This is a genomic window from Clostridium sp. 1001270J_160509_D11, assembly GCF_015667935.1.
Taxonomy (GTDB): domain Bacteria; phylum Bacillota; class Clostridia; order Peptostreptococcales; family Peptostreptococcaceae; genus Intestinibacter.
The window spans coordinates 1-25,806 of sequence record NZ_JADPET010000022.1; the positions used below are offsets into that span (position 1 = coordinate 1).

Annotated in this window: 25 protein-coding genes; 24 read left to right on the forward strand and 1 reads right to left on the reverse strand. The window is 29.6% G+C overall.

The features are described 5' to 3' along the window. Window positions 1-30 precede the first annotated feature (30 nt). The 18 genes from I4U58_RS03795 (at window position 31) to I4U58_RS03880 (ending at window position 17,762) form a co-directional block, all read left to right on the forward strand. On the forward strand, window positions 31-969 hold the full coding sequence (locus I4U58_RS03795) for an EVE domain-containing protein (protein ID WP_195929716.1): 939 nt from the start codon (window positions 31-33) through the stop codon (window positions 967-969). 292 nt (window positions 970-1,261) lie between these two features. After that, on the forward strand, window positions 1,262-1,675 hold the full coding sequence (locus I4U58_RS03800) for a peptide deformylase (protein WP_195929717.1): 414 nt from the start codon (window positions 1,262-1,264) through the stop codon (window positions 1,673-1,675). 178 nt (window positions 1,676-1,853) lie between these two features. After that, complete coding sequence (locus I4U58_RS03805) at window positions 1,854-2,795, forward strand: DUF362 domain-containing protein (RefSeq protein WP_195929718.1); 942 nt, start codon at window positions 1,854-1,856, stop codon at window positions 2,793-2,795. Window positions 2,796-2,892: 97 nt separating this feature from the next. After that, the gene (locus I4U58_RS03810; RefSeq protein WP_195929719.1) at window positions 2,893-3,393 is read left to right on the forward strand and encodes a hypothetical protein; all 501 of its coding nucleotides are present in this window, start codon (window positions 2,893-2,895) and stop codon (window positions 3,391-3,393) included. A gap of 60 nt (window positions 3,394-3,453) precedes the next feature. Then, window positions 3,454-4,857, forward strand: a complete 1,404-nt coding sequence (locus tag I4U58_RS03815; protein WP_195929720.1) for an MBOAT family protein — start codon at window positions 3,454-3,456, stop codon at window positions 4,855-4,857. Window positions 4,858-4,868: 11 nt separating this feature from the next. Continuing rightward, window positions 4,869-5,981, forward strand: a complete 1,113-nt coding sequence (locus I4U58_RS03820; protein WP_195929721.1) for a DHHW family protein — start codon at window positions 4,869-4,871, stop codon at window positions 5,979-5,981. 129 nt (window positions 5,982-6,110) lie between these two features. Next, entirely contained in the window at window positions 6,111-6,764 is a 654-nt protein-coding gene (locus tag I4U58_RS03825) for a DUF3786 domain-containing protein (RefSeq protein ID WP_195929722.1), read from the forward strand. 157 nt (window positions 6,765-6,921) lie between these two features. Continuing rightward, entirely contained in the window at window positions 6,922-7,896 is a 975-nt protein-coding gene (locus I4U58_RS03830) for a bile acid:sodium symporter (protein WP_195929723.1), read from the forward strand. 204 nt (window positions 7,897-8,100) lie between these two features. After that, window positions 8,101-9,939, forward strand: a complete 1,839-nt coding sequence (gene asnB, locus I4U58_RS03835) for an asparagine synthase (glutamine-hydrolyzing) (protein WP_195929724.1) — start codon at window positions 8,101-8,103, stop codon at window positions 9,937-9,939. A gap of 252 nt (window positions 9,940-10,191) precedes the next feature. Further along, window positions 10,192-11,079, forward strand: coding sequence for a fructose bisphosphate aldolase (locus I4U58_RS03840; protein WP_195929725.1), 888 nt, complete (start codon window positions 10,192-10,194; stop codon window positions 11,077-11,079). A gap of 143 nt (window positions 11,080-11,222) precedes the next feature. Continuing rightward, on the forward strand, window positions 11,223-11,639 hold the full coding sequence (locus I4U58_RS03845) for a ribonuclease Z (protein WP_195929726.1): 417 nt from the start codon (window positions 11,223-11,225) through the stop codon (window positions 11,637-11,639). 173 nt (window positions 11,640-11,812) lie between these two features. Beyond that, window positions 11,813-12,250 (forward strand): hypothetical protein, encoded by a 438-nt coding sequence (locus I4U58_RS03850; RefSeq protein WP_195929727.1) that lies wholly within the window; start codon window positions 11,813-11,815, stop codon window positions 12,248-12,250. Window positions 12,251-12,419: 169 nt separating this feature from the next. Further along, window positions 12,420-13,472 carry a DNA/RNA non-specific endonuclease gene (locus tag I4U58_RS03855; RefSeq protein ID WP_195929728.1) on the forward strand — a complete coding sequence of 351 codons (1,053 nt, stop codon included), beginning with the start codon at window positions 12,420-12,422 and terminating at the stop codon, window positions 13,470-13,472. 379 nt (window positions 13,473-13,851) lie between these two features. Then, entirely contained in the window at window positions 13,852-14,298 is a 447-nt protein-coding gene (locus I4U58_RS03860) for a hypothetical protein (protein WP_195929729.1), read from the forward strand. After that, window positions 14,288-15,043 carry an HNH endonuclease gene (locus I4U58_RS03865; RefSeq protein WP_195929740.1) on the forward strand — a complete coding sequence of 252 codons (756 nt, stop codon included), beginning with the start codon at window positions 14,288-14,290 and terminating at the stop codon, window positions 15,041-15,043. Before I4U58_RS03860 ends, I4U58_RS03865 begins: the two co-directional genes overlap by 11 nt. A 530-nt stretch (window positions 15,044-15,573) precedes the next feature. Further along, window positions 15,574-16,194: a TOBE domain-containing protein gene (locus tag I4U58_RS03870; protein ID WP_195929730.1), complete on the forward strand. Its 621-nt coding sequence runs from the start codon at window positions 15,574-15,576 to the stop codon at window positions 16,192-16,194. A gap of 107 nt (window positions 16,195-16,301) precedes the next feature. After that, the gene (locus I4U58_RS03875; protein WP_195929731.1) at window positions 16,302-17,327 is read left to right on the forward strand and encodes an IS1595 family transposase; all 1,026 of its coding nucleotides are present in this window, start codon (window positions 16,302-16,304) and stop codon (window positions 17,325-17,327) included. A gap of 93 nt (window positions 17,328-17,420) precedes the next feature. Beyond that, window positions 17,421-17,762, forward strand: a complete 342-nt coding sequence (locus I4U58_RS03880) for a hypothetical protein (protein ID WP_195929732.1) — start codon at window positions 17,421-17,423, stop codon at window positions 17,760-17,762. 341 nt (window positions 17,763-18,103) lie between these two features. Here I4U58_RS03880 and I4U58_RS03885 read toward each other — a convergent pair whose 3' ends face one another. Continuing rightward, window positions 18,104-18,610 (reverse strand): HD domain-containing protein, encoded by a 507-nt coding sequence (locus I4U58_RS03885; protein WP_307994294.1) that lies wholly within the window; start codon window positions 18,608-18,610, stop codon window positions 18,104-18,106. A 315-nt stretch (window positions 18,611-18,925) separates the two neighbouring features. On the opposite strand from I4U58_RS03885, the gene I4U58_RS03890 reads away from it, so the two are divergent. From I4U58_RS03890 to I4U58_RS03915, 6 genes are all read left to right on the forward strand, one after another. After that, window positions 18,926-19,510 (forward strand): 50S ribosomal protein L25, encoded by a 585-nt coding sequence (locus tag I4U58_RS03890; protein WP_195929734.1) that lies wholly within the window; start codon window positions 18,926-18,928, stop codon window positions 19,508-19,510. Between the two features lie 276 nt (window positions 19,511-19,786). After that, complete coding sequence (locus tag I4U58_RS03895) at window positions 19,787-20,590, forward strand: hypothetical protein (protein WP_195929735.1); 804 nt, start codon at window positions 19,787-19,789, stop codon at window positions 20,588-20,590. A gap of 26 nt (window positions 20,591-20,616) precedes the next feature. Then, entirely contained in the window at window positions 20,617-21,753 is a 1,137-nt protein-coding gene (locus tag I4U58_RS03900) for an ATP-binding protein (protein WP_195929736.1), read from the forward strand. A gap of 3 nt (window positions 21,754-21,756) precedes the next feature. Beyond that, complete coding sequence (locus tag I4U58_RS03905) at window positions 21,757-23,214, forward strand: VWA-like domain-containing protein (RefSeq protein ID WP_195929737.1); 1,458 nt, start codon at window positions 21,757-21,759, stop codon at window positions 23,212-23,214. A gap of 165 nt (window positions 23,215-23,379) precedes the next feature. Continuing rightward, window positions 23,380-24,837: a chitobiase/beta-hexosaminidase C-terminal domain-containing protein gene (locus tag I4U58_RS03910; protein ID WP_195929738.1), complete on the forward strand. Its 1,458-nt coding sequence runs from the start codon at window positions 23,380-23,382 to the stop codon at window positions 24,835-24,837. Between the two features lie 86 nt (window positions 24,838-24,923). Beyond that, the gene (locus I4U58_RS03915) at window positions 24,924-25,763 is read left to right on the forward strand and encodes a DNA-processing protein DprA (protein WP_195929739.1); all 840 of its coding nucleotides are present in this window, start codon (window positions 24,924-24,926) and stop codon (window positions 25,761-25,763) included. Window positions 25,764-25,806 lie beyond the last annotated feature (43 nt).

A 25,806-nucleotide genomic window follows, 5' to 3' on the forward strand; every position in this document is an offset into this window, starting at 1 on the left:
AGAGAAATTATATTAATAGGGGGTATAAAAGTGGAAAATAAGATATGGACGTTTTTTGCAAATCCTAAATATTGGTATGTAGATGATTTTTTAAAGAGTAAAAAATCAGACAGTGAAATTTATTACTCAATTAATACACATCATAAAGACAGATTTAAAATAGGAGATATAGGGGTAATAAGAGTAGGGAAAGATTCTAGAAATAAATCGCAGTTAGATTCTAAAGAAAAGATGAATTCAGGCGTTTATGCCATAGTAAAAGTTATGTCTACGCCTGAATTAGTAAAAGATAATGATAGTGAATTTTATGCAAATAAAGATGATGCAGATAAAGAAAAATGGAGAGTAAAAATAAAAGTAACTAAAAATTTAATAGATTCACCTATAGTATTTAATGAAAAAAATAAAGTAGAACTAGAAAATGATAAATTTTTAGTTAATGGATTTCAAAGAGCTACAATGCCATTAGAGGAAGATGTATTTTATAATATACTCGCATTAATTGATGAAAGCAATAATATGAGTATAGATACATATGAAAAAATTATTGGTATTAAAAACTTAGGAAATTCGGTTAAAGGTATTGAACTTTTAAATAGAATTTACGCAAATTCAAGTATAGAACAAAAAGAGAGACTTGTTAAAACAATAGAAAGAGGAAGTATAGCAAAGGAAATAAAAAAACATATTCAGTATAAGTGTCAAATGTGTGAAGTATTAGGGGCGAATCCGTATTCATTTAAGAAAAACAATGGTGAATATTATGTTGAAACACATCATATAATACCTGTTTCAGATACTAAAAACTCTAAATTGTCAGTAGAGAATTTAATATGTTTATGTCCGAATCATCATAGGCAAGTACATTATGGAAATGTAGAGCTTATAAATAATAATGATACTTACTTAGAATATAATATAGATGGAATACAAGTTAAAATAGATAAAATAAAATTAAATAAATATTAATTAATATAATTATTCTTAGTATATAACTTTTATATTATGCAAGTAAAAAGTAGGAGTATACCATTTAAAATACTCCTACTTTTTTTATTTCAAAAAACTATATCCATCCAAAAACAATAGTATATTTTAAACCCTTCTGACCCAACAACCTATAAAAATATAGTATAATAGAAAAAAGTAGAAGTTTTCGATAAATAGTGACATCAAGAGCAAAAACATTTAGAATATATATGGAATTAAAAAAGCAGAAATCGAATAATTATAATTTATAGGAAATACAAGGGGGATAGCAATGATAAGACCAATAGTAAAAGATGTATTATTTCTAGAACAAAAATCAGAGCCAGCAACAAAAGAAGATAAATCAATAGTAACTGATTTAATCGATACACTAAAAGCAAATCTTGACGGTTGTGTAGGGCTTGCAGCAAATATGATAGGGTTCAAAAAGACAATACTAGTTTTTGCTGTAGGAGGAAATATAATAGTCCCTATGGTAAACCCTGTTATACTAAAAAAAGAAAAACCTTACAAAGCAGAAGAAAGCTGTCTGTCTTTAGAAGGAGCAAGACCCACAACTAGATACGAAACAATAGAAGTAAAATATCTAGATGCAAATTTCAAAGAAAAAACACAAGTATTTAACGGATTCGTAGCCCAAATAATCCAACACGAAATGGACCACTTTGAGGGTATAATAATCTAACAAAAAGGAGTAGGTATAAAATATATCTACTCCTTTTTTGAGCAACGGAATCTCCGATTCGTTGGCGCCATGAACGCAGTGAATTTTGAGCAACGGAATCTCCGATTCGTTGGCGCCATGAAAGAAGTGAATGCATAACAAACCTAAAATTGCAAAAACTCTAACTAGAGGTGAAAGTATGAGACATAATCGAAAAATAAAAGAACCGATAATAGCAATTACAAAAGGAATGACAGAGGGGCATTCGCTTGAAAAGGCGCTTGATATGTTGCCTGTGGATAAAATTATAAAAAAGGGCGACAAGGTAATAATCACACCAAATGGAGTAAAAGATAAAAAGCCGAAAGATGGGGTTGTATCAGGACCAAAGACTCTTAAAAAATTAATACAATATGTCAAACAAAGAGAACCATCAGAAATATACATAGCATTTGGATCTGGAGGAACTGATAGCATGAAGGTCTTACAAACTGCGGGATTTGACAAAATAATAGAAGAAGAAAACGTAAAGTTTGTAGATATGAACTACGGTCCTTTCTTTGATATAGAGCTAGACGGACCGATTTTAAAATCGACACCTTTAAACAAAGTAATTGAAGATGCAGATGTTATAATTTCATTTACTCAACTTAAATATCACGAAGAGGCGACAATCACAGCGAGCATCAAAAACATCTGTCTTGGGTATCCTCCTGCTAGTGTGCATGGATTTCCGAAAAAGAACACAGGAATCCACGAAGACTTGCATGGATTTATACGCAGTTTTGCAAAACAAGTTCCAATCGATTTATCTATAATAAGTATGGACAAGGCTATGATAGGAACTGGGCCAATTTTCGGAAAGGCAGTAGACACACCAGGGCTTATAATCGCAGGCACAGACCCAGTTGCAGCAGACTGTATCGGTGCGAGATTGCTTGGATTTTTGCCACAAGCCGTAAATTATCTATACATGCTTTATAAAGATAATCTTGGAGAGGCCGAGCCACAAAAGATGACTATAAAGGGGCTTGATGTTAAAGAGGCAGAACAGCTATTTAGCAAATGTGCATATGGCGACAAAAAGAGCATCTTAGACCAAAAATATGTAAAAGACTTACACGACGAGAACAAAAAATAAGCTGAAAAATATAAAAAATCTTGTAACTTTTTGTAACTTGAGTACCTTATATTATTATGATAAATTGAAGATAATTTAAAAAATAAGGAGAAGGCGCATGAAAAAATTTATAAGTATTTTTATGGCGACAATAATGCTACTTTCATTAGTAGGGTGTAGTTCAAATAAAACTAAATCAGATTCAGTTTTATCAGAGGACTTAACAAAAATCGTAGAAAAAATCTACGAAACGGCTAATTTCGACGACAAAGAGATGAATGATTATCTAAAAGGATATGAAAATATTACATTAGATAAATCAAATGCAGATATGTACTTAGGAGATAGCAACATAGACTTCAAAGAAGGTATATGTTCAGAGCCAAGCATGAATGCAATAGCTTATGAATTAGTATTACTTAGATTAGACGATAATGCAGATGTCGAAGCTGTGAAAAAACAAATAAAAGAAAATGCAAATCCAAGAAAATGGATATGTGTTGAAGCTGAAGAAGTAGTAGTAGAAAACGTAGGAAATGTAGTACTATTTTTAATGGCGGATAAAGAAGAAGCGACTCCAATAAAAGAAGCTTTCTTAAACTTAGCAAATTCAAAATAGAAAAAAATAGCCTGAGAAGAAATTTTTCAGGCTATTATTATATAAATTTGGAGGTTAAAAGTGTTATTTTCGAGCGTAAGTTTTTTATATTATTTCTTGCCAATTACTTTGATTTTATATTTTGTATCTAAAGACAAATATAAAAATATTATCTTATTATTGGCGAGTTTATTTTTCTATTTTTATGGAGAGCCAAAATACACAGTGTTGATGTTGATATCGGCGTTTAGTGCGTATATTCACGGTATTTTAATAGAGAAATTTAGAGAAAAAGGATATTCAAAATTATTTTTAGTAAGCGGTTTAGTAGTGAGTTTGGGTATTTTAATTGTATTTAAATATATGGATTTTATAATAAAAAACATAAATTATATCTCAAATTCAAATATAACACTATTGAGACTTGTGTTGCCGATTGGAATTAGTTTTTACACTTTCCAAGGGCTTAGTTATATTGTGGATGTGTATAAAAAAGATGCCAAAGTATGTAGAAGTTTTGTAGATTTTGCGACTTATGTATGTCTATTCCCACAACTTATCGCAGGGCCTATTGTGAGATATACTACGATAGAAGATGAGCTAAAAAACAGAACACATTCATTTGATAAATTTGCATACGGTGTAAATCGATTTGTGGTTGGTCTTGCTAAAAAGGTCATCTTGGCAAACAACTTAGGCATGATAGTCGACATTATGACTAAGAGTAATGAAAAAAGCGTCCTGTCTTATTGGATGGTGGCGATTTTCTTTTCTCTACAGATTTACTATGATTTTTCGGGATATAGCGACATGGCAATCGGGCTTGGGAGGATGTTTGGGTTTGACTTTTTAGAAAACTTCAACTATCCATTTATATCAAAGAGCATAAAAGAATTTTGGAGAAGATGGCATATTTCGCTTTCTAGTTTTTTTAGAGATTATGTATATATTCCTCTAGGTGGAAACAGAGTGAGCAGGGTAAGATGGATTTTTAACTTACTTATAGTGTGGAGTTTGACAGGGCTTTGGCATGGAGATAGCTGGAACTTTATTTTGTGGGGGCTTTATTTTGCTCTACTTCTTATAATAGAAAATCTGTTTTTACAAAATATATTGAACAAACTCCCAGCATTAATTCAACATATATATGCAAAATTCTTTATCATAATAAGTTTTGTTATTTTTAATAATGAAAATATAAAAGATTTGTGGTCAAGTCTTTACAATATGTTTAATTTTAGGGGATTAGATTTATACAACGATTTTTCTACTTATTATCTAAAAAGCTACACAGTACTTTTAATAGTAAGTGTGATAGGTGCGACGCCTATTTTGAAAAATATTATTCAAAAGATAAATAAAAATGTCACAGGACAAAAAGTCATCTCTACAATAAATCCAATATTAAACATAGTTTTATTAGTTGTTGTGACAGCATATTTAATAGACGGTTCGTTTAATCCGTTTTTATATTTTAGGTTCTAGGAGGGATTAAGATGAACACAAAAATAAAAAACATAGTTATAAACTGTAGTTTTGGGATTTTCTTGGTTTTATTTATGATAGTAAATATTTTTGCAAAAGACAAAGAAATATCTTATGAAGAAAGACGTAAATTAGCACAACTTCCAGAATTTAAGATAGAAAAATTATTAAATGGAAACTATTTTGAAGAGATGGAAGAATACTTACTAGATCAATTTTATCTTAGGGAAAACTTCAGAAAGATAAAGACTTTTGTAAATACAAAGATATTTCACGAAAAAGACAACAACGATATCTATATAGTAGATAACGGGATTTATAAAATGGAGTATAAATTAAACGAAAACTCAATTTACAACAGTGCTAATTTATACAACAAAATAGCCCAGACTTATTTTAAAAATTCAAATATATACTACACAATAGTTCCTGACAAGAACTACTTTGTAGCACAGAAAAATGGTTATCTACACCTAGATTATGAAAAACTTATAAATATAATGAAAAACAACACTCATAATATGGATTATATAGATATTACAAATGATTTAAAAATTGGAGATTACTATAGGACTGACTTGCATTGGAAGCAAGAAAACCTAACACAAGTTGCAGACAAAATACTGAAATCCATGGATAATGATAAAAAAAGAAATGATGCTTATAGAAAAAAAGTATTTGAGAATTTCTACGGTTCATACTACGGTCAATCGGCGTCTAATATAAAACCAGACAAGCTGACATACTTAAGTGACAAAACAATAGAAAATTGCAAGGTGTATGATTATGAAAAACAAAAATATGTAAAAGTATACGACGACAAAGACTTTAAAAACGTAGATTCATATGATGTGTTTTTAGGTGGGGCGAAATCTCTTTTAACTATCGAAAATCCATCAAACACAACAGGCAAAGAGCTCTATATATTTAGGGATTCGTTTGGGAGCAGTTTATCGCCACTTTTAATAAAAAATTATTCAAAAATACATCTTATAGATTTGAGATATATAAATTCAACGCAGTTTGAAAAATATATAAAAATAAAAGAAAATAGCGATGTTTTATTTATGTATAATACATCAATTTTGAATAATAGCAGTATAATTGCCAAGTTTTTTAGATAAAAATAAACAAACTGCAAGCATTTTACAAAAAATTATATAAAAACATATATAAGTTAGAAGTTTTACAAAAATCTACTTTAGAGATAAAATAAAAGATAGCAGATAATAAGTAATAAATAGGGGGAATATATGAAAAGAGAAATAACATCAAATTATGAAGCAGCATGCTTAAGATGGCAAGAAGTCTTTGTGAATATGGACAAAGACCGACTTAGAGTGCTTGTGCCAGAGCTTAAACTTGAGGGAGATTATCTTACAATATACCACTTTGGCAGAAAGTTCGGTATACATATTGAAACTGGGGAAATTATTTCAATGGAAGATGATCTTCCAATCTCTATCTCAGAAAAATTCAACATATATCTTTTGTTTTACTATGTGAAACCAGGGGCTAAAATAAAAGGCGAGTGGGTAACGTTTGAAAAACTAAAAAATACATCTCAATTTAAGCCCGCATTCGTAAGAACTGTCTTAAAACCTTTTGCAGAAACATTCGCAGGTCATATGGATAAATTACAATACGCATGCGAAAAAATAGGAGCAAAAAGGATAAAAGCATCTGACATGGGGTATGAAATAAATGCATTTGAATGTATGCCGATTCAGTTTTTATTTTGGGATGAAGACGAAGAATTTGAAGCTAGAGCAAGTATGCTATTTGATTTAGGTTCTACAGATTTCATCCACGAAGAAAGCATAGTCACAATTGCATCAGTCGGGGTTGAAAGACTGGTCCAAATAGCAGGGCTCGACAATAACTTAAATGGATTTGAGATGAAATAAATTTTCAAATTTATTACATTATATTACAAAACTGTAATAAATATGGAAAATTATGTCGACTTTATGGTATAGTGGAGCAGATAAAAGTAAAAAATTCAATAAATTAAGGGAAAAGATATATTTATTAATAAAGCATGATTATTTTTAAGGAGAAAAGATGGAGAATATAAACAAATTTCAGAGCTTAGTAATATTATTCATGGTAGCTTTAGGGATACTATTAGGTCAGATAGGATTTGTGCAGGAATATGCAGAGTACCTAATAACACCATTTTTAATGGTTATGTTATTTTTAGTATTTTTACAAATCCCGCTAAAAGATATATTAAAATCATCAAAAAATCTAAAATTTACTTTGACAGCAGTGATAATAAACTTTATCTGGACACCATTTTTAATCTTTATTTTAGGTAAAATATTCTTAGCTAATTATCCAGAATTATTAATAGGATATATAATGCTTATGGTGACACCTTGTACCGATTGGTACTTAATCTTTACTGGTATAGCAAAAGGTAATGTGGCGCTTGGCTCATCAATATTGCCACTAAATTTAGTTTTACAATTAGTATTATTACCGGTATATGTATTTTTAATAGGTGGAAACAGCGTAGATATGAATACGATTGATTTAGTAAAAGGCGTTGTATCGACATTAATAATTCCATTAGTATGCGCAATATTAATTAGAAAAATTATCTTAAATAAAATAAGCCAAGAAGATTTTGATGAAAAAGTTGCGACAAAGGCTTGTGACTACCAAGGATATTTTCTAAATGCAGCAATTGTAAGTATGTTTGCATCACAAGGCAAAATACTTTTAGAAAATATTCAAGTATTACTTATATTATTAATACCAGTTTTACTATTTTTTATAATAAACTTTTGTGTAGGAAGATTAGTAGGAAAAGTTATGAAATTGAGTTATGAAGATAATGTATCACTAAATTTGACGACATTAGCGAGAAATTCACCTATAGCTTTAGCAATAGCAGTAGCAACATTTCCAGATAAACCATTAATATCTTTAGCTCTTATAATAGGCCCATTAATTGAGTTGCCGGTATTATTTATAATTGCGAAGATATTACTAAATATAAGAAGTAAAAAAATAGACATAATAGAAAACTAATAATTTATTTATAAAATAAGTTATATTCAAATTAGGAAGATATATAGAAACAGATAATTATAAATTACAAAAAAATCATTCAAAAATTATTAAAAAGATTACAACTAAAAATATTCATTTAATGCATATCTTAAAATCTATTATTGAGGTATTAGGAATTTTCTTATTTATTGAGAATATAAAAATAATTAGGGGGAAATAATTATGTGTGGATTTTCGGGTTTTATAGATAATATACCGAATAAGAAAAATGTTTTGGAGAGTATGATGGATGAAATAATCCATAGAGGTCCAGATGAAAGTGGAGAATATATAGATGAAAATGCCGCTTTAGGATTTAGAAGACTTAGTATAATCGGTGTAAGCAATGGGCTACAACCATTATACAACGAAGACGGAAGCTTAGCTTTAGTATTTAACGGAGAAATATACAACTACCAAGAATTAAGAGAAGACTTAATCAAAAAAGGACATATATTTAAAACAGAAACAGATAGTGAAGTATTAATACACTTATATGAAGATTGTAAAACTGAAATGGTTAAAAAACTAAGAGGGATGTTCGCTTTTGTAATTTGGGACAAAAACGAAAAAACTCTATTTGCCGCAAGAGACCATTTTGGTATAAAACCGTTCTACTATACTCAAGTTGAAAAAGACGGACAAAAAAGTTTAATATTTGGTTCAGAAATAAAGAGTTTATTGATGCATCCTAATTTTAAAAAGGAAGTAAATAAACACGCTTTAAAACCATACTTAACATTCCAATATTCAGTACTTGATGAAACTTTCTTTAAAGGAGTTTTCAAACTAAAACCAGGTCATTTTATGGTTTATAAAGACGGAAAAATAAAAATAGAACAGTATTGGGATGTAGAATTTAATCAAGAAAATATAGACTTACAAGAAAGTATAAATAGAATAAAAGATGCAGTTAGCGAATCAGTAGAAGTACACAGCCACAGTGAGGTGCCACTAGGTTCATTCTTATCAGGTGGAGTAGATTCAAGTTATATCGCAAAATGCCTTATGCCACAAAAGACTTTCTCAGTCGGTTTTGAGCAAGAAAACTTCGATGAATCAGACTTAGCAAAAGATCTATCTGACATATTAGGAATAGAAAATGTGAGAAAAATGATAACTGCTGATGAATGTTTCGATATGTTGCCGACTATCCAATACCACATGGATGAGCCACAATCAAACCCATCTTCAGTACCGCTATATTTCTTAGCACAACTTGCTAGAGAGCATGTAACAGTTGTTTTATCTGGAGAAGGTGCTGACGAAATCTTTGGTGGATATGAGTGGTATGATGATGATGAAAAACTTAAAAAATATAAAAAACTACCATCATTTATAAGAAAACCAGTAGCAAAAGTTGCTGAAAAAATGCCTTACTTCAAAGGTAGAACAACTCTTATAAGAGGTGGATCTTCTGTTGAAGATTACTTCATAGGACAAGCACAGATATTTGAAGAAAGAGAAGCGGTGGATATATTACAAAGTCCATATACAAAATCGCCATCAATAAAAGAAATAACAAGACCTGTATATAACAATGTAAAAAATGAAGATGATGTAACTAAAAAACAATATCTTGATTTAAAACTTTGGTTAGCAGGTGATATACTTCTTAAAGCTGATAAGATGAGTATGGCTCACTCTATAGAGCTTAGAGTTCCTTTCTTAGATAAAGAAGTTATGAAAGTTGGAGAAAGCATACCAACTAAATATAAAGTTAATGACGAAAATACAAAGGTTGCACTTAGATATGCAGCAAAAGAAGTATTGCCAGAGGAGTGGGCGAAAAGACAAAAGAAAGGATTCCCAGTTCCAATAAGATTCTGGTTTAAAGAACAAAAATACTACGATATGGTTAAAGAAGCATTTACAAGTGATTATGCTAGTGAGTTTTTCGATACAGCAAAAATTGTTAAACTTCTAGATGACCACTTTAACGAAAGATGTAACAATGCCAGAAAAATCTACACTATATATGTATTCTTAGTGTGGTATAAGAGATTCTTTATCGCTTGCTAATTGTTTGTTGTATTTTTCTTTATTTTACATAAAAATTCAAAATAAGCGAAAATACTTATAAAATACTGAAAAATTTGTAAGATAAAAGAGGAAAATTGAAAGTAGTATAGAACATATAGTATTGTGAAGTTAATAAGACAACTAAAATGGTGTTTATTGGCAGAAAAATATATACTAATTAAATAAAAAAACAACATTAAATAATAGGATTTGACGTAACTAAATAATAAAAAATTAGGGGGAATCCATATTATGAATGAAAAACAATTAGAACAAATGAAATCTAAAAAAGGCTTTATAGCGGCATTAGACCAAAGTGGCGGAAGTACACCAAAAGCCCTTAGATTATATGGAATACCAGAGGATAAATACAACAACGACGACGAAATGTTTGATTTAATCCACGAAATGAGAACAAGAATAATAAAAAGTCCTTCATTTACTGGTGATAAAATAATCGGTGCGATTTTGTTTGAAAAAACAATCGAAAGAAAAATCGACGATAAATTTACAGCAGATTATCTATGGGAAGAAAAGGGCGTAGTTCCTTTCCTTAAAGTTGACAAAGGTCTTCAAGAAGAAGCAAACGGCGTTCAACTTATGAAAGACATTCCTACTTTGGACGAACTTCTTAAAAAAGGTATTGAAAAACACGTATTTGGAACAAAAATGCGCTCTGTGATAAAATCTGCAAACAAAGAAGGAATAAAAGCTATAGTAGCTCAACAGTTTGATATAGCTAAAAAGATATTGTCTTACGATTTAGTTCCTATAATCGAACCGGAAGTAGATATCCACAGTGCAGACAAAGAAAAATGCGAAGAAATACTTAAAAAAGAAATATTTGCAAATTTAGACAAACTAGATAAAGATCAAAAAGTTATGCTTAAACTTACTATCCCATCAAAAGAAGGGTTCTATTCTGACGTTATCGCACACGATAATGTGCTTAGAGTAGTCGCTTTATCAGGTGGATATACAAGAGAAGATTCTAATGAAAAACTTGCGAAAAATCCTGGGCTTATTGCTAGTTTCTCAAGAGCTTTGACAGAAGGACTAAACGCAGGCCAAACTGAAAAAGAGTTTGATGATTTGTTAGAAGAGTCAATAGACAGCATTTATCAAGCATCTATAAAATAAGCATATTACAATATAAATTATATAAAAGGAGATATCAAAACAAAGATATCTCTTTTTTTTAAACAGGATTTTAAGAAGGAGGTTTATATTGTAAATAATAGGTATATTAATTATAATGTAGAGAGTGGAGAGGAGGTAGGCAAATGAATATAATTGTTTGTTTAGAAGATAAAAATGGAATGATGTTTAACAAGAGAAGACTTAGCCAAGATAAAGTTATAAGAGAAGATATATATAACAATATGGACGGAAAAAGTCTTATAATGAACAGTTATTCTTTTAAAATGTTTGAAAAAGATAATCCAACGATAGATATTATTGTGAGAGAAGATTTGCCTCTTTGTGATAAGGATAATCTTCAGTTTATTGAAGACAAACAATTGGGCAAGTTTGAATCAGAAATTGATAAAATAATCGTTTACTACTGGAACAGAAGATATCCAAGCGATTTGAAGTTTGATATTGATTTTTCAGATGGTAATTGGCAAGTAATATCTGAGGAAGAATTTTGCGGTAATTCACATGAGAAAATCACCAAAAAAATTATTTTAAAGAAATAGATATTTACAATCTAATTTATAAATATAAGAAAGAGTTAGATATTTATAATATAAAAATCTAAGAAATAGATATTTATAATTTACCAATTTAGATTTAAGGATTAAATATCGAATAAAAATTAAAATTAGTAGTATTTATAATAAAACAAGAGATTGTTTATATAGGGGGAAATATGAAAATTTTAAAATTATTAATGGCTTTTATCTTGTGTATAACCTTAGTCGGATGTCAAACAACTACCAACCAAAATAGTGGCGAGAACACAAATATTTCACAAAACAGCAATATAGACGACAATAGAGATAAGGGAATAACATTAGATAATTTGCCAGAGTATCCTGGGGAACCTTTTGTTGCATTATATAATAATGTACCTGATTTTGACAACGAAATAGACAAGGCTAAAAAGTCTTTTGAAACATATAGCGATTTGGACAGTTTGGGAAGATGCGGTGTTGCATATGCGAATATAGGAAAAGACTTGATGCCTACAGACAAAAGAGGCAATATAAGCAGTGTAAAGCCTGTTCAACCTGGTATAAAAATAGATTACAAAACAGGAGATAGCGAGCTTAATCAAGACGACAACGCTACTAGCCAAACACCATAAAATAGCAAAAATACAGAAACTAACTAAGAGAGAAAATTTACAATTAAATAACCAAACTAGTCATTTGCTTTATGAATAATTTCTGTCTAATCATATGTTTAAAATAATGCAATCAATAAATTTTAATTTCAGAAATAATCGAAGTATAGATGAGGAAGGAAATAGACAAATGAAATTATTGAGATTTTTAATGGTATTCTTACTGAGTTTAATGTTAGTAGGATGCGAGGCGGATGACACATCTTTAAATAACAGCTTATTAGGAGCAGTAAAAGGCAGTACTACAACTACAGATTCTTCTGTAAATAATATACCAGAGTATAGCGGTGAAGATTTTGTAGCTTTAAACAACAATGTACCTAATTTTGACGAAAAAGATAAAACAACAACATCTTTTGAAACATATAGCCCGCTTGACAGCCTTGGCAGATGTGGTGAGGCATATGCAAATATAGGTAGAGATTTAATGCCTACTCAAAAAAGAGGCGATATAAGTAGTGTAAAACCAAGTGGATGGTTAAACAAAAAATACGACACTAGCTTAGTTGATGGTGGATATATCTACAACAGATGTCACCTTATAGGACATCAGCTTGCAGGAGAAGATGCCAACGAGAGAAACTTAATTACAGGAACTAGATACTTCAACGTTGATGGAATGTTGCCGTTTGAAAATATGATTGCCGACTATGTAAAAGAAACAAATAACCACGTATTATTCAGAGTTACTCCAGTTTATGATGGTGACAACTTAGTTGCAAAAGGTGTTCAAATGGAAGCTTATTCTGTTGAAGATGACGGTGAAGGTGTAATGTTCAATGTATTTGTTTATAATGTTCAGCCAGGAATCGAAATCGACTACGCAACAGGTGAGAGTTGGTTAAGTGGAGAGGAAAGACCTGCAAACAACAAGTCTAATTCAAACAAAAACTACAATAAATCTAACTCTAATAAAGTAAATAACAATCAAAGTTCAAACAACTACAGTAATTCAAACAATTACAGTCAAAACAATAAAAACAACAGTAATAAAAACAACAATAGCAATAACTCAAACTCAAGCCAACAATCAAAAGGCGTGATAAGAGGGAACTCAAAATCAAAAATATATCACTGCCCAGGCCAAGCTAACTACGATGATATGAAAGATTCAGACCATCTAGTTATATTTAGTAGCGAGCAAGATGCAATAAACGCTGGATATAGAAAGGCTAAGAGATAGTTTTTGAGGTAAAAATAAATAAAGTAAAAAAAAGCTGAGTGCCTAATATTAGGTATCTCAGCTTTTTTTATTCTAAGGAAATTATACATTATCTGGTTTGTGGATGATATTTTAGGAGCTTATATGTAAGGTATAAGTCCGTATCAGACAAGCTGGTAGGGCATGTATTTTTGTTGAAAATGTTCCTCTGAGGGAATATAATATCGTTAGAGAATATTTACATTTATTGGTTATTTTGCGCATAGGGACGTATTGAAGCAGCTATTATACATAGAAAAGATGTTGCCTGTAATAATGGTAGAGTATGTATAAGAGTGTTTGATCAAAGTATTTGAAACAGAGAAGAAATATTAAAGGTGTATAAAATGGAGGAATTTCAATGAAGGATATAGTCAAAATTGTAATTAAAGGTACATCAGGATATTGCTGTGTTGATGAAGCATATAATGATAAACTCGTTATAACATCAGATGCAATTTCTTATGAATATACTCCGATTAAAGAAAGCAAAATTAATCCAAAGAGAAAATGGAGTTATAAGACTAATAGCCATATTTACAAGATGAAATATGAGACTGTTGTTAGTTTGATGCCTGGAGTAATGGAAAGAACAATAGAAGAGTTCTGTACAGATATAGGTGGTATAGAATTTTTTATTACATATTCTGATAAAACAAAATTCCAGGAAACTTTCTGGGTTCCGTCAGATTATTTTGAGGATGTATTCAAAGTAATAAAAAGCATGGTTCCGGAATGTGAATACACACCGGCTGTTTTATTGACAGCTGAGGATTATGAAGAGAGGGATGAAAAAGATGACATTTAATCCAGGATTAAAGATTGGTCAGATATTAAAGAATGCAGATATTGTTGATATATTTAAATGTGGAAATATGGGGGGAATGAGACGTTCAAGGACAACGAATACTCTGGTTATTGTTTCTGATTATACAAAAGGAATCTATCATGATAAGTGGATAGGAGGTGTCCTTCATTATACAGGTATGGGTAAGAATGGAGACCAGGATATTAACTGGGCACAGAATGCGACTCTTGCGGCTTGCTGTCATAATGGGGTGGACGTTCATCTATTTGAAGTTATGGATGCAGGCGAGTATATTTATTGTGGCAGAATTGAGCTTGTAGATAAGCCATATACAGAAATTCAACCGGGGGAGGATGGGCTACTAAGAAAAGTATGGATGTTTCCAATTCGTCCTGTGCCAGATAATGATGTTAAGAAGCCAGCCATGTTTGTGTTTAAGGATATGGAGGACTTTAAAAATAGAGGTAAGGATGTAGATGCCCAATATATGAAGAAGATTTGTGCAAAAAAAAGGAGTCGAAGTAAATCAGCATATGTTCCACCAGTTATTCCGAAGCAAGAACCAAAACCGCCAGTAGTAATTCCATCAGATATAGTTGGTAATAAAGTTAAGCATAGTGCATTTGGAGTAGGAACTATCACAGCTATTGAAGGAACTACTATAGCTGTTCAGTTTGATAAGGTGGGATTAAAGAAAATGGGATATGAATTCTGCATGCAAAAGAAGATACTAGAATTCATTTAGATTAGATATAAAAATAATACAAGTGGATTAATTACTATAATAGATACTTTACTTACTTGAATGAGGAGAGCTTTGAGAAGTTAATTAGTAATATTCTTTGTAGGATTACTGGACTGCTTAGCTTAATATGTTAATATGACGAATATTACAAGCACTATTGAAAAAGTATAAAAACTAAAACAATAAAAAAATACAAAAATCCATTACAATTGCATAATATCGATAAATCTAAACAATTAAAAACAAATTAGATTACAAATATATTTTGTGATTATAAGTAAGTTTTACAATATTTATTTTTACAGTTTAGTCATGATTTGTCATGTTATATACAAATTCATATAAAAATAACTTAAAAATCATATGACTTACTGTGACAAGTTTATATTTTATAAAAGTAATGTATATTTATTATTTCATTATACAATATAAATAAAATGTAAAAAATATACAGATTTATGATTGAAATGAAAAATCCATAATGGTAAAATGTGTAAAGTGTAAAATATAACAAAAGGGGACACAAAATAATGAACTTAAGTGCAAGAAATAAACTAACAGGGAAAGTAATCGATGTAAACAAAGGGGCAGTAAATGGAGTAGTTAAAGTTGAATTACCAAATGGGATGGTAGTAACTTCAACAATAAGCTTAGCTGCTATAGCAGAATTAGAGTTAGAAGTAGGAAAAGAAGCGACTGCAGTAGTAAAAGCTACAGATGTTATGATATCAACTAACCCACAACATATAAGTGCAAGAAACAAATTAACTGGAAAAGTTGTTTCAGTAGACGAAGGTGCAGTAAATGCAATCGTTAAATTACAAATAGAAGAAGATATGATAATAACTTCTACTATAACTATAGAAGCAGTAAAAGAGTTAGGATTAGTAGAAGGAAAAGAAGCTACTGCAATAGTAAAAGCTACTTCTGTTATGATAGAAGATGAAAAAGGACTAAGCGCAAGAAATAGATTAGCTGGAAAAGTTATAGAAATAAAAGAAGGCGCAGTAAACGCTATAGTTAAGTTACAATTACCAAGTGGAGATGTTATATCTTCAACAATAACAATGGAATCAGTAAAAAATCTAGGGTTAGAAGTAGGAAAAGAAGCAACTGCTGTAATAAAAGCAACTTCTGTTATGATGGGATAATCCTAAATAATTTATTTAAAGGCTATGTTTTAAAATAGTGTTGAAAATGGATATTTTCTAAGATATAGGATATAATATAGATATATCAATCTTTCGGAGGTTATTGTATGCCAAGTATAAAGTCTATATTAACAGATATACAAACATTACCATTAAATCAAGTTGAGGAATTATTATCTCATTTGGAAGAATTTCTTGTATTAGGTTCTCAAGCAGAACAAGTATGTGAAGAAGTTAAAGAATTTAGATTTGCAAAGGGGAAAGTGTGCCCTCATTGCAACTCTGAATCAATATCAAGAAATGGTAAGTATAATGGTAAACAAAGATATATCTGTAAAAATTGTAGAAAGACTTTTACTGATTTTACAAACTCTGCGACATATAGAAGTAAGAAATCATTAGATAAGTGGCTTAAATATGCCAAATGCATGATTATGGGGTTGTCAATAAGAAAATCTGCTAAAATCGTAGGTATAAATATAGCAACAAGTTTCTTTTGGAGGCATAAAATATTAGATTGTATAAGTGCTTTTTTAGGAACTGGTCATGTTGATGGAGTTATAGAGGCAGATGAAGTGTTTTTTGCTGAAAGCTTTAAAGGTACAAGAACTGATAATATGCCAAGAAAATCTCGTAAAAGAGGTAAAGAAATTAAAAAGAGAGGTATATCAAAAGAACAAATTTGTGTAGCGACAGCATTAGATAGACAAGGTAATTTAATAATAGAGCCTTTATGCAAAGGTCGAATGACACATAAAGAGCTTGAAAGGCTTTACAAAGGACATATAGGAGAAGGTTCTATATTATGTACCGATAGTCATAAGTCATATATTAAATTTGCTACGGACTTTGATTTAGAGCACAAACGCATAAAAACAGGTAAGCATAAAGAGGGTATTTATCATATTCAACACATAAATGCCTTACATAGTAATTTAAAGAAATGGATGGGCAGATTTAATGGTGTTTCAAGTAAGTATATATCAAACTATATGCAATGGTTTAAGTGGTTAAGAGTTTTTGAAACTGATAGAGATTCTATAAAAACTAAGAATTTTATTGTACAAAGTAATGTAACATATGCTTATACCAAAGTAAAAGATTTTAGGTTAAGAGCACCACAGTTCATCTAAATAGTTATAAATGAATTTAAAGAATGCTATAATAAAGATAAGTACACAATTGTTATAAAGTGCGAAGAACTATTATTTTAGGGGGAGAATTACATGGAGCAAAATATAGGTATATTGTTTGTAGCTATTGGTCTTTTATCAGCAAGTATAGGTATATTAGAAAAAAACTATATGTTTGGAGTAGACAGTTATGTAGATAAATTTAATAAAAAATATAACGTAAATATAGATAAAGCTACATATTGTAGATTTGAAGGTATTCAACGAATTAAGACTGCAATGAGATTATTGATATTAGAGGTAGTATATTTTTTATTTGAAATAAAAGATTTGAAAATGATGATAATAATGATAGTTATATATTTGATTATTGACTTAATTTTATATCATGTAAAGAGAACGAAGTTTATAAAGGAAGTTAAAGCACAATATTAATATAATGCGAACCAAAAAGTAGAGGTATATGCCCCTACTTTTTTATTTGTTAAAATACATTATAAAATCAACATTGATTTAAAACATAGCCTATTTAAAAATTATATATAAAGTAAAGTAAATTAAATTAAATTAAAACAAAGTATATAGAAATTCCTCTCTAGCGGGCAAGCCACAAGGGAGGAATTTTTTTAAGCAACGGAATCTTTGATTCGTTGGCGCCATGAGCGAAGCGAATTTTTAAGCAACGGAATCTTTGATTCGTTGGCGTTATGAGCAAAGCGAATTTTTAAGCAACGGAATCTTTGATTCGTTGGCGCCATGAACGCAGCGAACATATACTAGTCATAAATAATACCCAAATGACTATATATACTACTTATCTGTTTATATAATTGTGAGCCAAACGTCTCTCTAGTTGCACATATTTTATCAGCTAAGCATATAATCCACGCCTCTTTTGAAGCTGGGGGGATTGGGTTTAGCGGAAACATATGGTGCAGGATTATGTCTTTTTCTTTTTCGTTTAGATCGAATTCTTCGCTGGCATTTCTCAGAGCGATTTTCGGATGCCTAAATCCATGAAGTTTGATTGGTTTGTTTTTATCGTGCCAATCGTATAAAAAATAATCGTGCAGAAGGGCACCCCTTATGAGCGACCTCTTGTCTACTTTAATATTTAATTTGTTTGCAATTTGACAACTCATATAAGCGACGAATATGCAGTGTTCGTACACGCTTATATCCCCATGTTGTATAAATTCTTTAGTAAGCGGGAATCTAGATTTATTATTTAGTTCGTTTATAACTTCTGAAAAATCTCTAATAAATTCTGGAATTCTATTCATTTTGACCATTCCTTTTTTATTTAAAATAGTATTATATACATAAATATAGTCTACAATCTTATTATATACAAAAATCTAACTATTTACAATTTAAGTAACATTAAATTAAGTTAATCTTAACTTAATTGTAAGACTTAAAATTTATGAATAAAACTATACATAAGTGTGCATAATAATAGTTATTATTTGGATTATTCGAAAAAATGAATAAATTAATCCATTAGAAATCTAAAAAAAATAATATTATGCATATTACTGTGCTATAATATATTTATATACAAAATACATAATCTATAGAGAAAAGAAGGGATCAAAATGCAAAACGCAGTATTTAACATTAGTGAAAGAACTGAGAAAGGCAAAAAAGTAAGAATGGAAGGTAGCATACCTGCTATAATGTATGGTCAATCATTGGGAGAACCAATTCCTTGTCAAATAACAAAAAGAGAATTAATAGACTTACTAGGATCAAAAAACTCTGTTTTATCATTAAAATTAAATGATAAAATCGAAAATTGTGTATTAAAAGAAGTACAAAGAGACGCATTCGGAAATATAGTACATCTAGATTTCCAATACGTTAAAAAAGGTGACACTATTAAATTAAGAGTTCCAATAAGATTTTCAGGAACTGAATCATTAGACGCAAGAAAATTATTATTAGACGATGTAATAACAGAAGTTCAATTACAAGGTAACCCTAGTGAAATGCCTGAACATATAGAAGTAGATGTTGCAGGATTAGAACATGGTGCTCAAATTCTTGCTAAAGACTTAGTAATACCTGAAACATTAAAATCTGACTTAGAACCTGATACTGTAGTCGCTAGAATAGGTTCATTAAAAACTTCATCTATAGAAGTTGAAGATGACAATAATGACGAAGAGACAGCTGAGTAATATAAATCAAAATGATACTAACTGGTACATACCAAATAAATATATTTTTTAATAAATATTCTAACAAAGATATTACTGGAGTAAATTCCAGTAATATTTTTTTGTGCAAAATTTTGGTGAGCATTAAATAGATTTATATTTTGTGATGTGGGTATATAAAAAGAGTATGGTAAAATAATACCAAGATAATAGGCAAAATATGTATATTTACGAATTGAAATATAATAAAATTGATATAGTTATAATGTTTCAATTTTTAAAATATGGAGGAGAATTATGGACGAATCAAGATTTATTAAGATGATAAATATAAATCCTACTCTTATAGAAAATATAAAAAATCCAACAGATGAAATGAAGTTACTTGCAGTTAGAAAAAACGGGCTAGTAATTAAATATATAGAAAATCCGACAAAGGAAATGCAAGAAATCGCAATAAGCAAAAATGCAAAGGCGATAGAATATATAGAAAATCCAAGTGAGGACATAATGCTAAAAGCTGTTAAGAGCGGGTGGAGCAGTTTAGCATATATAAAAGAGCCGACAGAAAATGTAATAAAAGCTGCAATTGAACAAGCGGGATGGGCAATACAATACATAGATGAACCAAGTGAACAGTTGCAATTAGCGGCGATTAGAAAAAATTACGATGCAATAAAATATATAAAAAATCCATCAGAAAAAGTTCAGTTAGAAGCGATAAAAGAGAATTATGATGCGATTAGATATATAAAAAATCCAAGTTATAAAATAGAATTAGAAGCAATAAAAGAAAACGAATCAGCTATAAACTTTATACAAGATTTAGATGAAGAAAAGATGGTATCATTTTTAAAACAAAATATCTTAGTTATAAAATATTTATACAAAAAATTAAGTATAGAAAAGATAGAAGAGGCTTTAAAAGAAGTGATGTCAAAAGAAGATGTAGAAGAAAAATATATAAGGGATTTTTTAAATTGCAGCGTTATAGATAGAAATAGTGATGCAATAAAATTAGATAAAGTAATATTTATATATAAATACGGAAGCAAAATGGCTAAGAAAATAGCTATGGACGAAAAATTAAAAATGATGTAATTATAAAATAGTTTAGGAGAAATAATATGAATTTTTTAGATACATTTAGAAGTATTGAGCTAATATTAGAAACGGGAGAAGTACCTCTAGTAGTTGGTGAGAGTGGAATCGGAAAGACAGCTTTAGCAAACAAAGTGGCAAAAGATAATGGATGGAAGGTCGTTGTAATAGACGGAAACTTATTAAAAGAAGGAGAAATCGGAGGACTTCCAACTGTTGAGTCTTATATAGTTAAAAGTGAAGAAGGATGTAAAATAGAAAAGAAAACAACTATTTATGCAGTCCACACAAAACTTAGAGAAATAGACAAAGAAATCGAAAATGGAAACGAAGTACTTTTATTTATAGATGAGTTAAACCGTTGTGAACATGCAGTCCAACAAGAACTTATGAACCTTATATTAAATAGAGAGATAAACGGATATAAGCTAGACAAAAATGTAAAAATACTAGCTGCAATGAATCCATCAAACGAATACGGAGCAGAGCTTGACTACCAAGTTGTAGATATGGACCCAGCACAAGAAAACAGATTTGTTTGGCTTAATATGGAGTCAGATGCGAGCGAATGGATAAACTGGGCTATGAACAACAATATCGAGTCAAAAGTAGTTGAGTTTATATCTACATTCCCAGAATATCTACACAAGGTAAACGAAGGCGATATAAATGCAACACCTAGAAGTTTTGAGAGAATTTCTAAAACTTACTCAGTTTATAAACAAAAGAAAGACTCAATCCCTAAAGAGGTATTTTTAAACGTAATTAAAGGTAATGTGGGAAGAGTTATAGCACAAGAGTTTATGAGTTTTATAAATTCTGATGCAAAACCAATAATAAGTTATAATGATGTGTTTAATGGAGAAGAACTTGACGAAAGAGTTGTAGAACAAGTTAAAAATGAAAACCATACAAGACTATACATCAGTGCTATGAATATATTAAAATCACTAGAATCAGACATACAAAACAACAAATTAAATTCAGGTGGGTTTGATTATATACAAAGATTAGTAGAATTTTTAAGATTATATCCAGTTGATTTAATGGTTGGAATTATGAAAGATATAAAAAATAATTATGGCGAATTATACAAAATAGCTAGTGAAAATGAAGAATTTATAGATTTATATTTTCAATCTTACAGCTTAATAAGGGGATAAGGTATGGAAACTTATTTTAATAAAAAGAAAGAAGAACTCTACGCTCAAGCTGTTGAATTTGTTGAAAGAGCAAGTTACGATGAATCGATTGATTGGGATAAAGACATTGAGATAGAAGTGTCTGATGAATTTAGGAGGGAGTTTTTCTCTCTTGTAGATAAGGTGAATTTTAACTTAATGGAAGACAAAGATAACTTCTATGGGTATTTTTTATTCCAAATGAACAGAGATTTGAAGTTTGATATGAGTAGCCCGAGTGGAGTGAATTTTAAAGGAGCTAAATACGTAATATATTTTAATCCACTTATATTTTTAAAATTAAATATGAGTCAGATGGAGACGACGATTAAACACGAAATTTTACATGTTATATCTCTACACTTAGTAAGGGCAAAGGAGCTAAAAGAAAACGGACGATATAGCACTTTGGCGATAAACTTGGCGATGGATGTAGTTGTAAACCAGTATTTAGATGCACTCCCACCATATTCAACAACTTTAGAATGGGTAAATTTAAATTATAATCTCAAGCTTGAAGCATTTCAGACTTTTGAATATTATTTACAAAAAATCCAGATAGAATTAGATTTACAAGAAGAAAACGAAGACGGAGAAGAACACGATACAAATACTGATGATGAGTTAGAAAATGATGAATCTCAAAATATGGAGTTTAAAAATGAATATGATCCAGCAAAAACTCACGATATATGGGATGATTCAGATGATATAGATGAGAAGACAATGTCTGAGTTTACTCAAAAGTTTGTCAGCCTTTCGCAAAAAGGAAAGACTCCAGAATACCTAGATTCAATAATATCTAAGTTAAAAAGCAAAAACGGAGAACTACCATGGAATCTATACCTTAAAAAGATAATGGGGACAATAGAAGCGAACAAAAAAAAGACAATAACAAGAAGAAGTAGAAGACAACCAAATAGGCTCGATTTGAGAGGAGAGCTTAGAAATCACAAAGCCGAAATTGCAGTCGCAATCGACATAAGCGGAAGTATAAGTGACGAAGAGTTCAAACAAGCTATAAAAGAAGTTTTAGCAATCGTCAAAAATCACAACCACGAAATAACTATAATAGAGTGTGACAACGAAATAAAAAAAGTATATAAAGTAAAAAAATTAAAAGATGTTCAAGATAGAGTTACAGCAGGTGGAGGAACTAAGTTTGGTCCAGTGTTTGAGTATTTAAATAACAGCACAAAAAAATACAACATGCTTATCTACTTTACAGATGGAAAAGGTGAAGACTGCTTAAAAGTGCATCCAAGGGGATATAAGGTGCTTTGGGTTATTTCAGGAAAAGGAGATAAACTATCTCTTAAAGAACCATATGGTGCAGTTAAAAAACTTAGCAAAGTAAAAGAAAACAACAAAGGCAACAATATAGACTTAAAAGATGTTATGTACGATGGTTATTCAATGAACAACCAACAGCCAATTTTATAAAAATCTAACTCTATATATAAATCAAAATTTAAAAAGACACAAAAAGCCTTCTATATTATATAGAAGGCTTTTAACTTATCTAACATTATGTGTATTGTTAATATTTGTATATTGTTGTATAGTATATTTTGGTAAAAAATATCGAAATGAGGAGGAATATAATCAGTGAGGGGAAAAAGTAAAAAAAAGATATTTATAATACTGATAGCTCTTATAGTTATCTTAGGTATTGCTTATAAAGCAGTATTAGCACCAACAATAAAATCAAGACAAATTCAAGCAAAGATGCAAGAGGCAAAGAAATGTATAGAAGCAAATGAATTTGATAAATCTATTGATTTATTAGAAGAAGTACAAAATTTAGATATAGAAGATGAGGATTTACTTTTACAAATAATCGATGTTGTACTTACTATAGATGGTGATGATGCATATGACTTTTTAAAGAGGTATATAGATAAAGTGGGAGAGGAAAATGTATCTGATAAGATAAAAAACATATTAAATTCAGCGAAAAAAGCACCAACATCAGCTAAACTAGATACAAACCCAGGAAAATATGTATCTCCAATTTGGGTAAAATTAAATAAAGATAATATGAATATAGGTCATAGCTATTACTATACAACTAATGGAGATGAACCAAATCAAAATTCTACAAAATATATAGGGGATATATATATTGATAAAACAACAACTATAAAAATTATTGGATATAATAAAGATGGACAATCAACAAAAGTATGCACATTTAAACATGTAATAGAAAATAGTATTTTAAATAAACTTAAAAATAATATAGAAACAGCTAAAAAATTAATATCAGAAACAAAAACTGGATCTGAAATAGGTGAAATATCTAAACAAGAAAAAGATAAACTTCAAAGTATTGTAAATGATGCTGAAAAACTTATAAAAAATAAATTAATAAGATATAACGATGCCTACAATATGAATGAAGATTTAAAAGAAGGTATTGAAAGATTTAAAAATAATATAATAAAACCTGTGGATAAGTCAGAATTAAAAACTTATATAGATAAAGCTTATAATTTATATAAAAATTCAACTGAAGGAAAAGAAGAAGAACAATATAAACAAGGCTCAAGAGAAAGCTTAAAGAAATCTATAGATGAATCAGAAAGTATTTATAATAAAGATTCAGCAACACAAAATGAAATTGATGACCAAGTTTCACAGCTAAAAAATGCGATAAATACATTTGAACAACAAAAAAACAAACAAACAGCAAGTAATGTTGAGCAAAAAATATTAGGAAAATATATAGTCATTTCTAATGATCCGTATGGAATGGAGATAAATAGATTTACTAAAGATTGGATTATTGCAGGACGTACAGAATCAGAAGATTGGAGTAAAAGAATATTAGGTAGAAGAGAGTCAGGAAACACTATTTATTATACAACAACAGAAGGAACAGTTACTGTTAAATTAATTGATGACAATACGATAAGCTATAATGGATCAGTATACAGATTATTAACTGCATATCAATTGTTAAGTATCGCATATAACAAGGATCCAAATTTTGCTTGTTATGAAGTGTTCCGTGGTTTTGGAGTAACGCAATCTGATATAAATTATTTCTATGCAAATCATTAAAAACAAAAACTATGTGATAATTTCACATAGTTTTTTATTTTGCACAAATACTAATTATAACTAAAAATTTGAGATATGGAGATAAAATGAACAATTCAGAACTTATAATAACACTTACATTAATAAAAGGATTGGGTCGAAAAACTATAAATAAAATAATAAGACAAGGTGAATTAAATCATTTAAATAGCAGTGAAATTATAGACTATTTAAATAATATAAACTTAAAAATAAAACGAATTATAACTAAAGAAGAACTAAAATATGCAAATGAGATTGCAAAAATGACAATACATATTTGTGATAAAGAGGATATCAAAATCTCAACCTTACTAGATAAAGACTTTCCTCAAAAATTAAAAAATATAGATGATAACCCAGTAGCTATATACTACAAAGGAAATTACAATTGTTTAGATAATAAATCCATAGCAATTATAGGTAGTAGAAATCCGAGTTTGCATGGTGTAAATGTTTCTTACAAAATATCTTCAATATTATCACAAAAAGGATATACAATAGTCAGTGGCCTTGCTAATGGATGTGATACTTTTGCACATATGGGAAGTTTAAGTAATTTTGGAAGGACAATAGCAGTCATGCCATGTGGATTAGATATTGTTTATCCTAAGCAAAATACAAATCTATTTAAAAATATAATAGACAATGACGGTTGTGTTATAAGTGAATATCCACCAGGACAAAATGTTTCAAAATATCAACTAATCGAAAGGGACAGACTACAAAGTGCACTTAGCGAAGGGATAATAGTAATTGAAAGTACAATAAATGGAGGCAGTTTTCATACTGTAAATTACGGTTTTAATCAAAATAAAATCGTAGCCTGTTATAAACCTAATCAACATTATTTAAATATAAAAACAGCAAAGGGAAATATAAAATCTAAAAATAAAAAGAGAGCTTAAGTAAAATTACTTAAACTCCCTTTTTGTTTTATCTAAATCTCTG

What these genes read in the sequence shown, in the direction of transcription:
- I4U58_RS03915 (WP_195929739.1), top strand. Translation starts at nt 24,924, where the DNA reads ATGAACAATTCAGAACTTATAATAACACTTACATTAATAAAAGGATTG.
- I4U58_RS03825 (WP_195929722.1), top strand. Translation starts at nt 6,111, where the DNA reads ATGAAAAGAGAAATAACATCAAATTATGAAGCAGCATGCTTAAGATGG.
- I4U58_RS03880 (WP_195929732.1), top strand. Translation starts at nt 17,421, where the DNA reads ATGGAGCAAAATATAGGTATATTGTTTGTAGCTATTGGTCTTTTATCA.
- I4U58_RS03820 (WP_195929721.1), top strand. Translation starts at nt 4,869, where the DNA reads ATGAACACAAAAATAAAAAACATAGTTATAAACTGTAGTTTTGGGATT.
- I4U58_RS03850 (WP_195929727.1), top strand. Translation starts at nt 11,813, where the DNA reads ATGAAAATTTTAAAATTATTAATGGCTTTTATCTTGTGTATAACCTTA.
- I4U58_RS03875 (WP_195929731.1), top strand. Translation starts at nt 16,302, where the DNA reads ATGCCAAGTATAAAGTCTATATTAACAGATATACAAACATTACCATTA.
- I4U58_RS03845 (WP_195929726.1), top strand. Translation starts at nt 11,223, where the DNA reads ATGAATATAATTGTTTGTTTAGAAGATAAAAATGGAATGATGTTTAAC.
- I4U58_RS03805 (WP_195929718.1), top strand. Translation starts at nt 1,854, where the DNA reads ATGAGACATAATCGAAAAATAAAAGAACCGATAATAGCAATTACAAAA.
- I4U58_RS03830 (WP_195929723.1), top strand. Translation starts at nt 6,922, where the DNA reads ATGGAGAATATAAACAAATTTCAGAGCTTAGTAATATTATTCATGGTA.
- I4U58_RS03855 (WP_195929728.1), top strand. Translation starts at nt 12,420, where the DNA reads ATGAAATTATTGAGATTTTTAATGGTATTCTTACTGAGTTTAATGTTA.
- I4U58_RS03800 (WP_195929717.1), top strand. Translation starts at nt 1,262, where the DNA reads ATGATAAGACCAATAGTAAAAGATGTATTATTTCTAGAACAAAAATCA.
- I4U58_RS03810 (WP_195929719.1), top strand. Translation starts at nt 2,893, where the DNA reads ATGAAAAAATTTATAAGTATTTTTATGGCGACAATAATGCTACTTTCA.
- I4U58_RS03870 (WP_195929730.1), top strand. Translation starts at nt 15,574, where the DNA reads ATGAACTTAAGTGCAAGAAATAAACTAACAGGGAAAGTAATCGATGTA.
- I4U58_RS03890 (WP_195929734.1), top strand. Translation starts at nt 18,926, where the DNA reads ATGCAAAACGCAGTATTTAACATTAGTGAAAGAACTGAGAAAGGCAAA.
- I4U58_RS03840 (WP_195929725.1), top strand. Translation starts at nt 10,192, where the DNA reads ATGAATGAAAAACAATTAGAACAAATGAAATCTAAAAAAGGCTTTATA.
- I4U58_RS03885 (WP_307994294.1), bottom strand. Translation starts at nt 18,610, where the DNA reads ATGAATAGAATTCCAGAATTTATTAGAGATTTTTCAGAAGTTATAAAC.
- I4U58_RS03900 (WP_195929736.1), top strand. Translation starts at nt 20,617, where the DNA reads ATGAATTTTTTAGATACATTTAGAAGTATTGAGCTAATATTAGAAACG.
- I4U58_RS03905 (WP_195929737.1), top strand. Translation starts at nt 21,757, where the DNA reads ATGGAAACTTATTTTAATAAAAAGAAAGAAGAACTCTACGCTCAAGCT.
- I4U58_RS03860 (WP_195929729.1), top strand. Translation starts at nt 13,852, where the DNA reads ATGAAGGATATAGTCAAAATTGTAATTAAAGGTACATCAGGATATTGC.
- I4U58_RS03895 (WP_195929735.1), top strand. Translation starts at nt 19,787, where the DNA reads ATGGACGAATCAAGATTTATTAAGATGATAAATATAAATCCTACTCTT.
- I4U58_RS03865 (WP_195929740.1), top strand. Translation starts at nt 14,288, where the DNA reads ATGACATTTAATCCAGGATTAAAGATTGGTCAGATATTAAAGAATGCA.
- asnB (WP_195929724.1), top strand. Translation starts at nt 8,101, where the DNA reads ATGTGTGGATTTTCGGGTTTTATAGATAATATACCGAATAAGAAAAAT.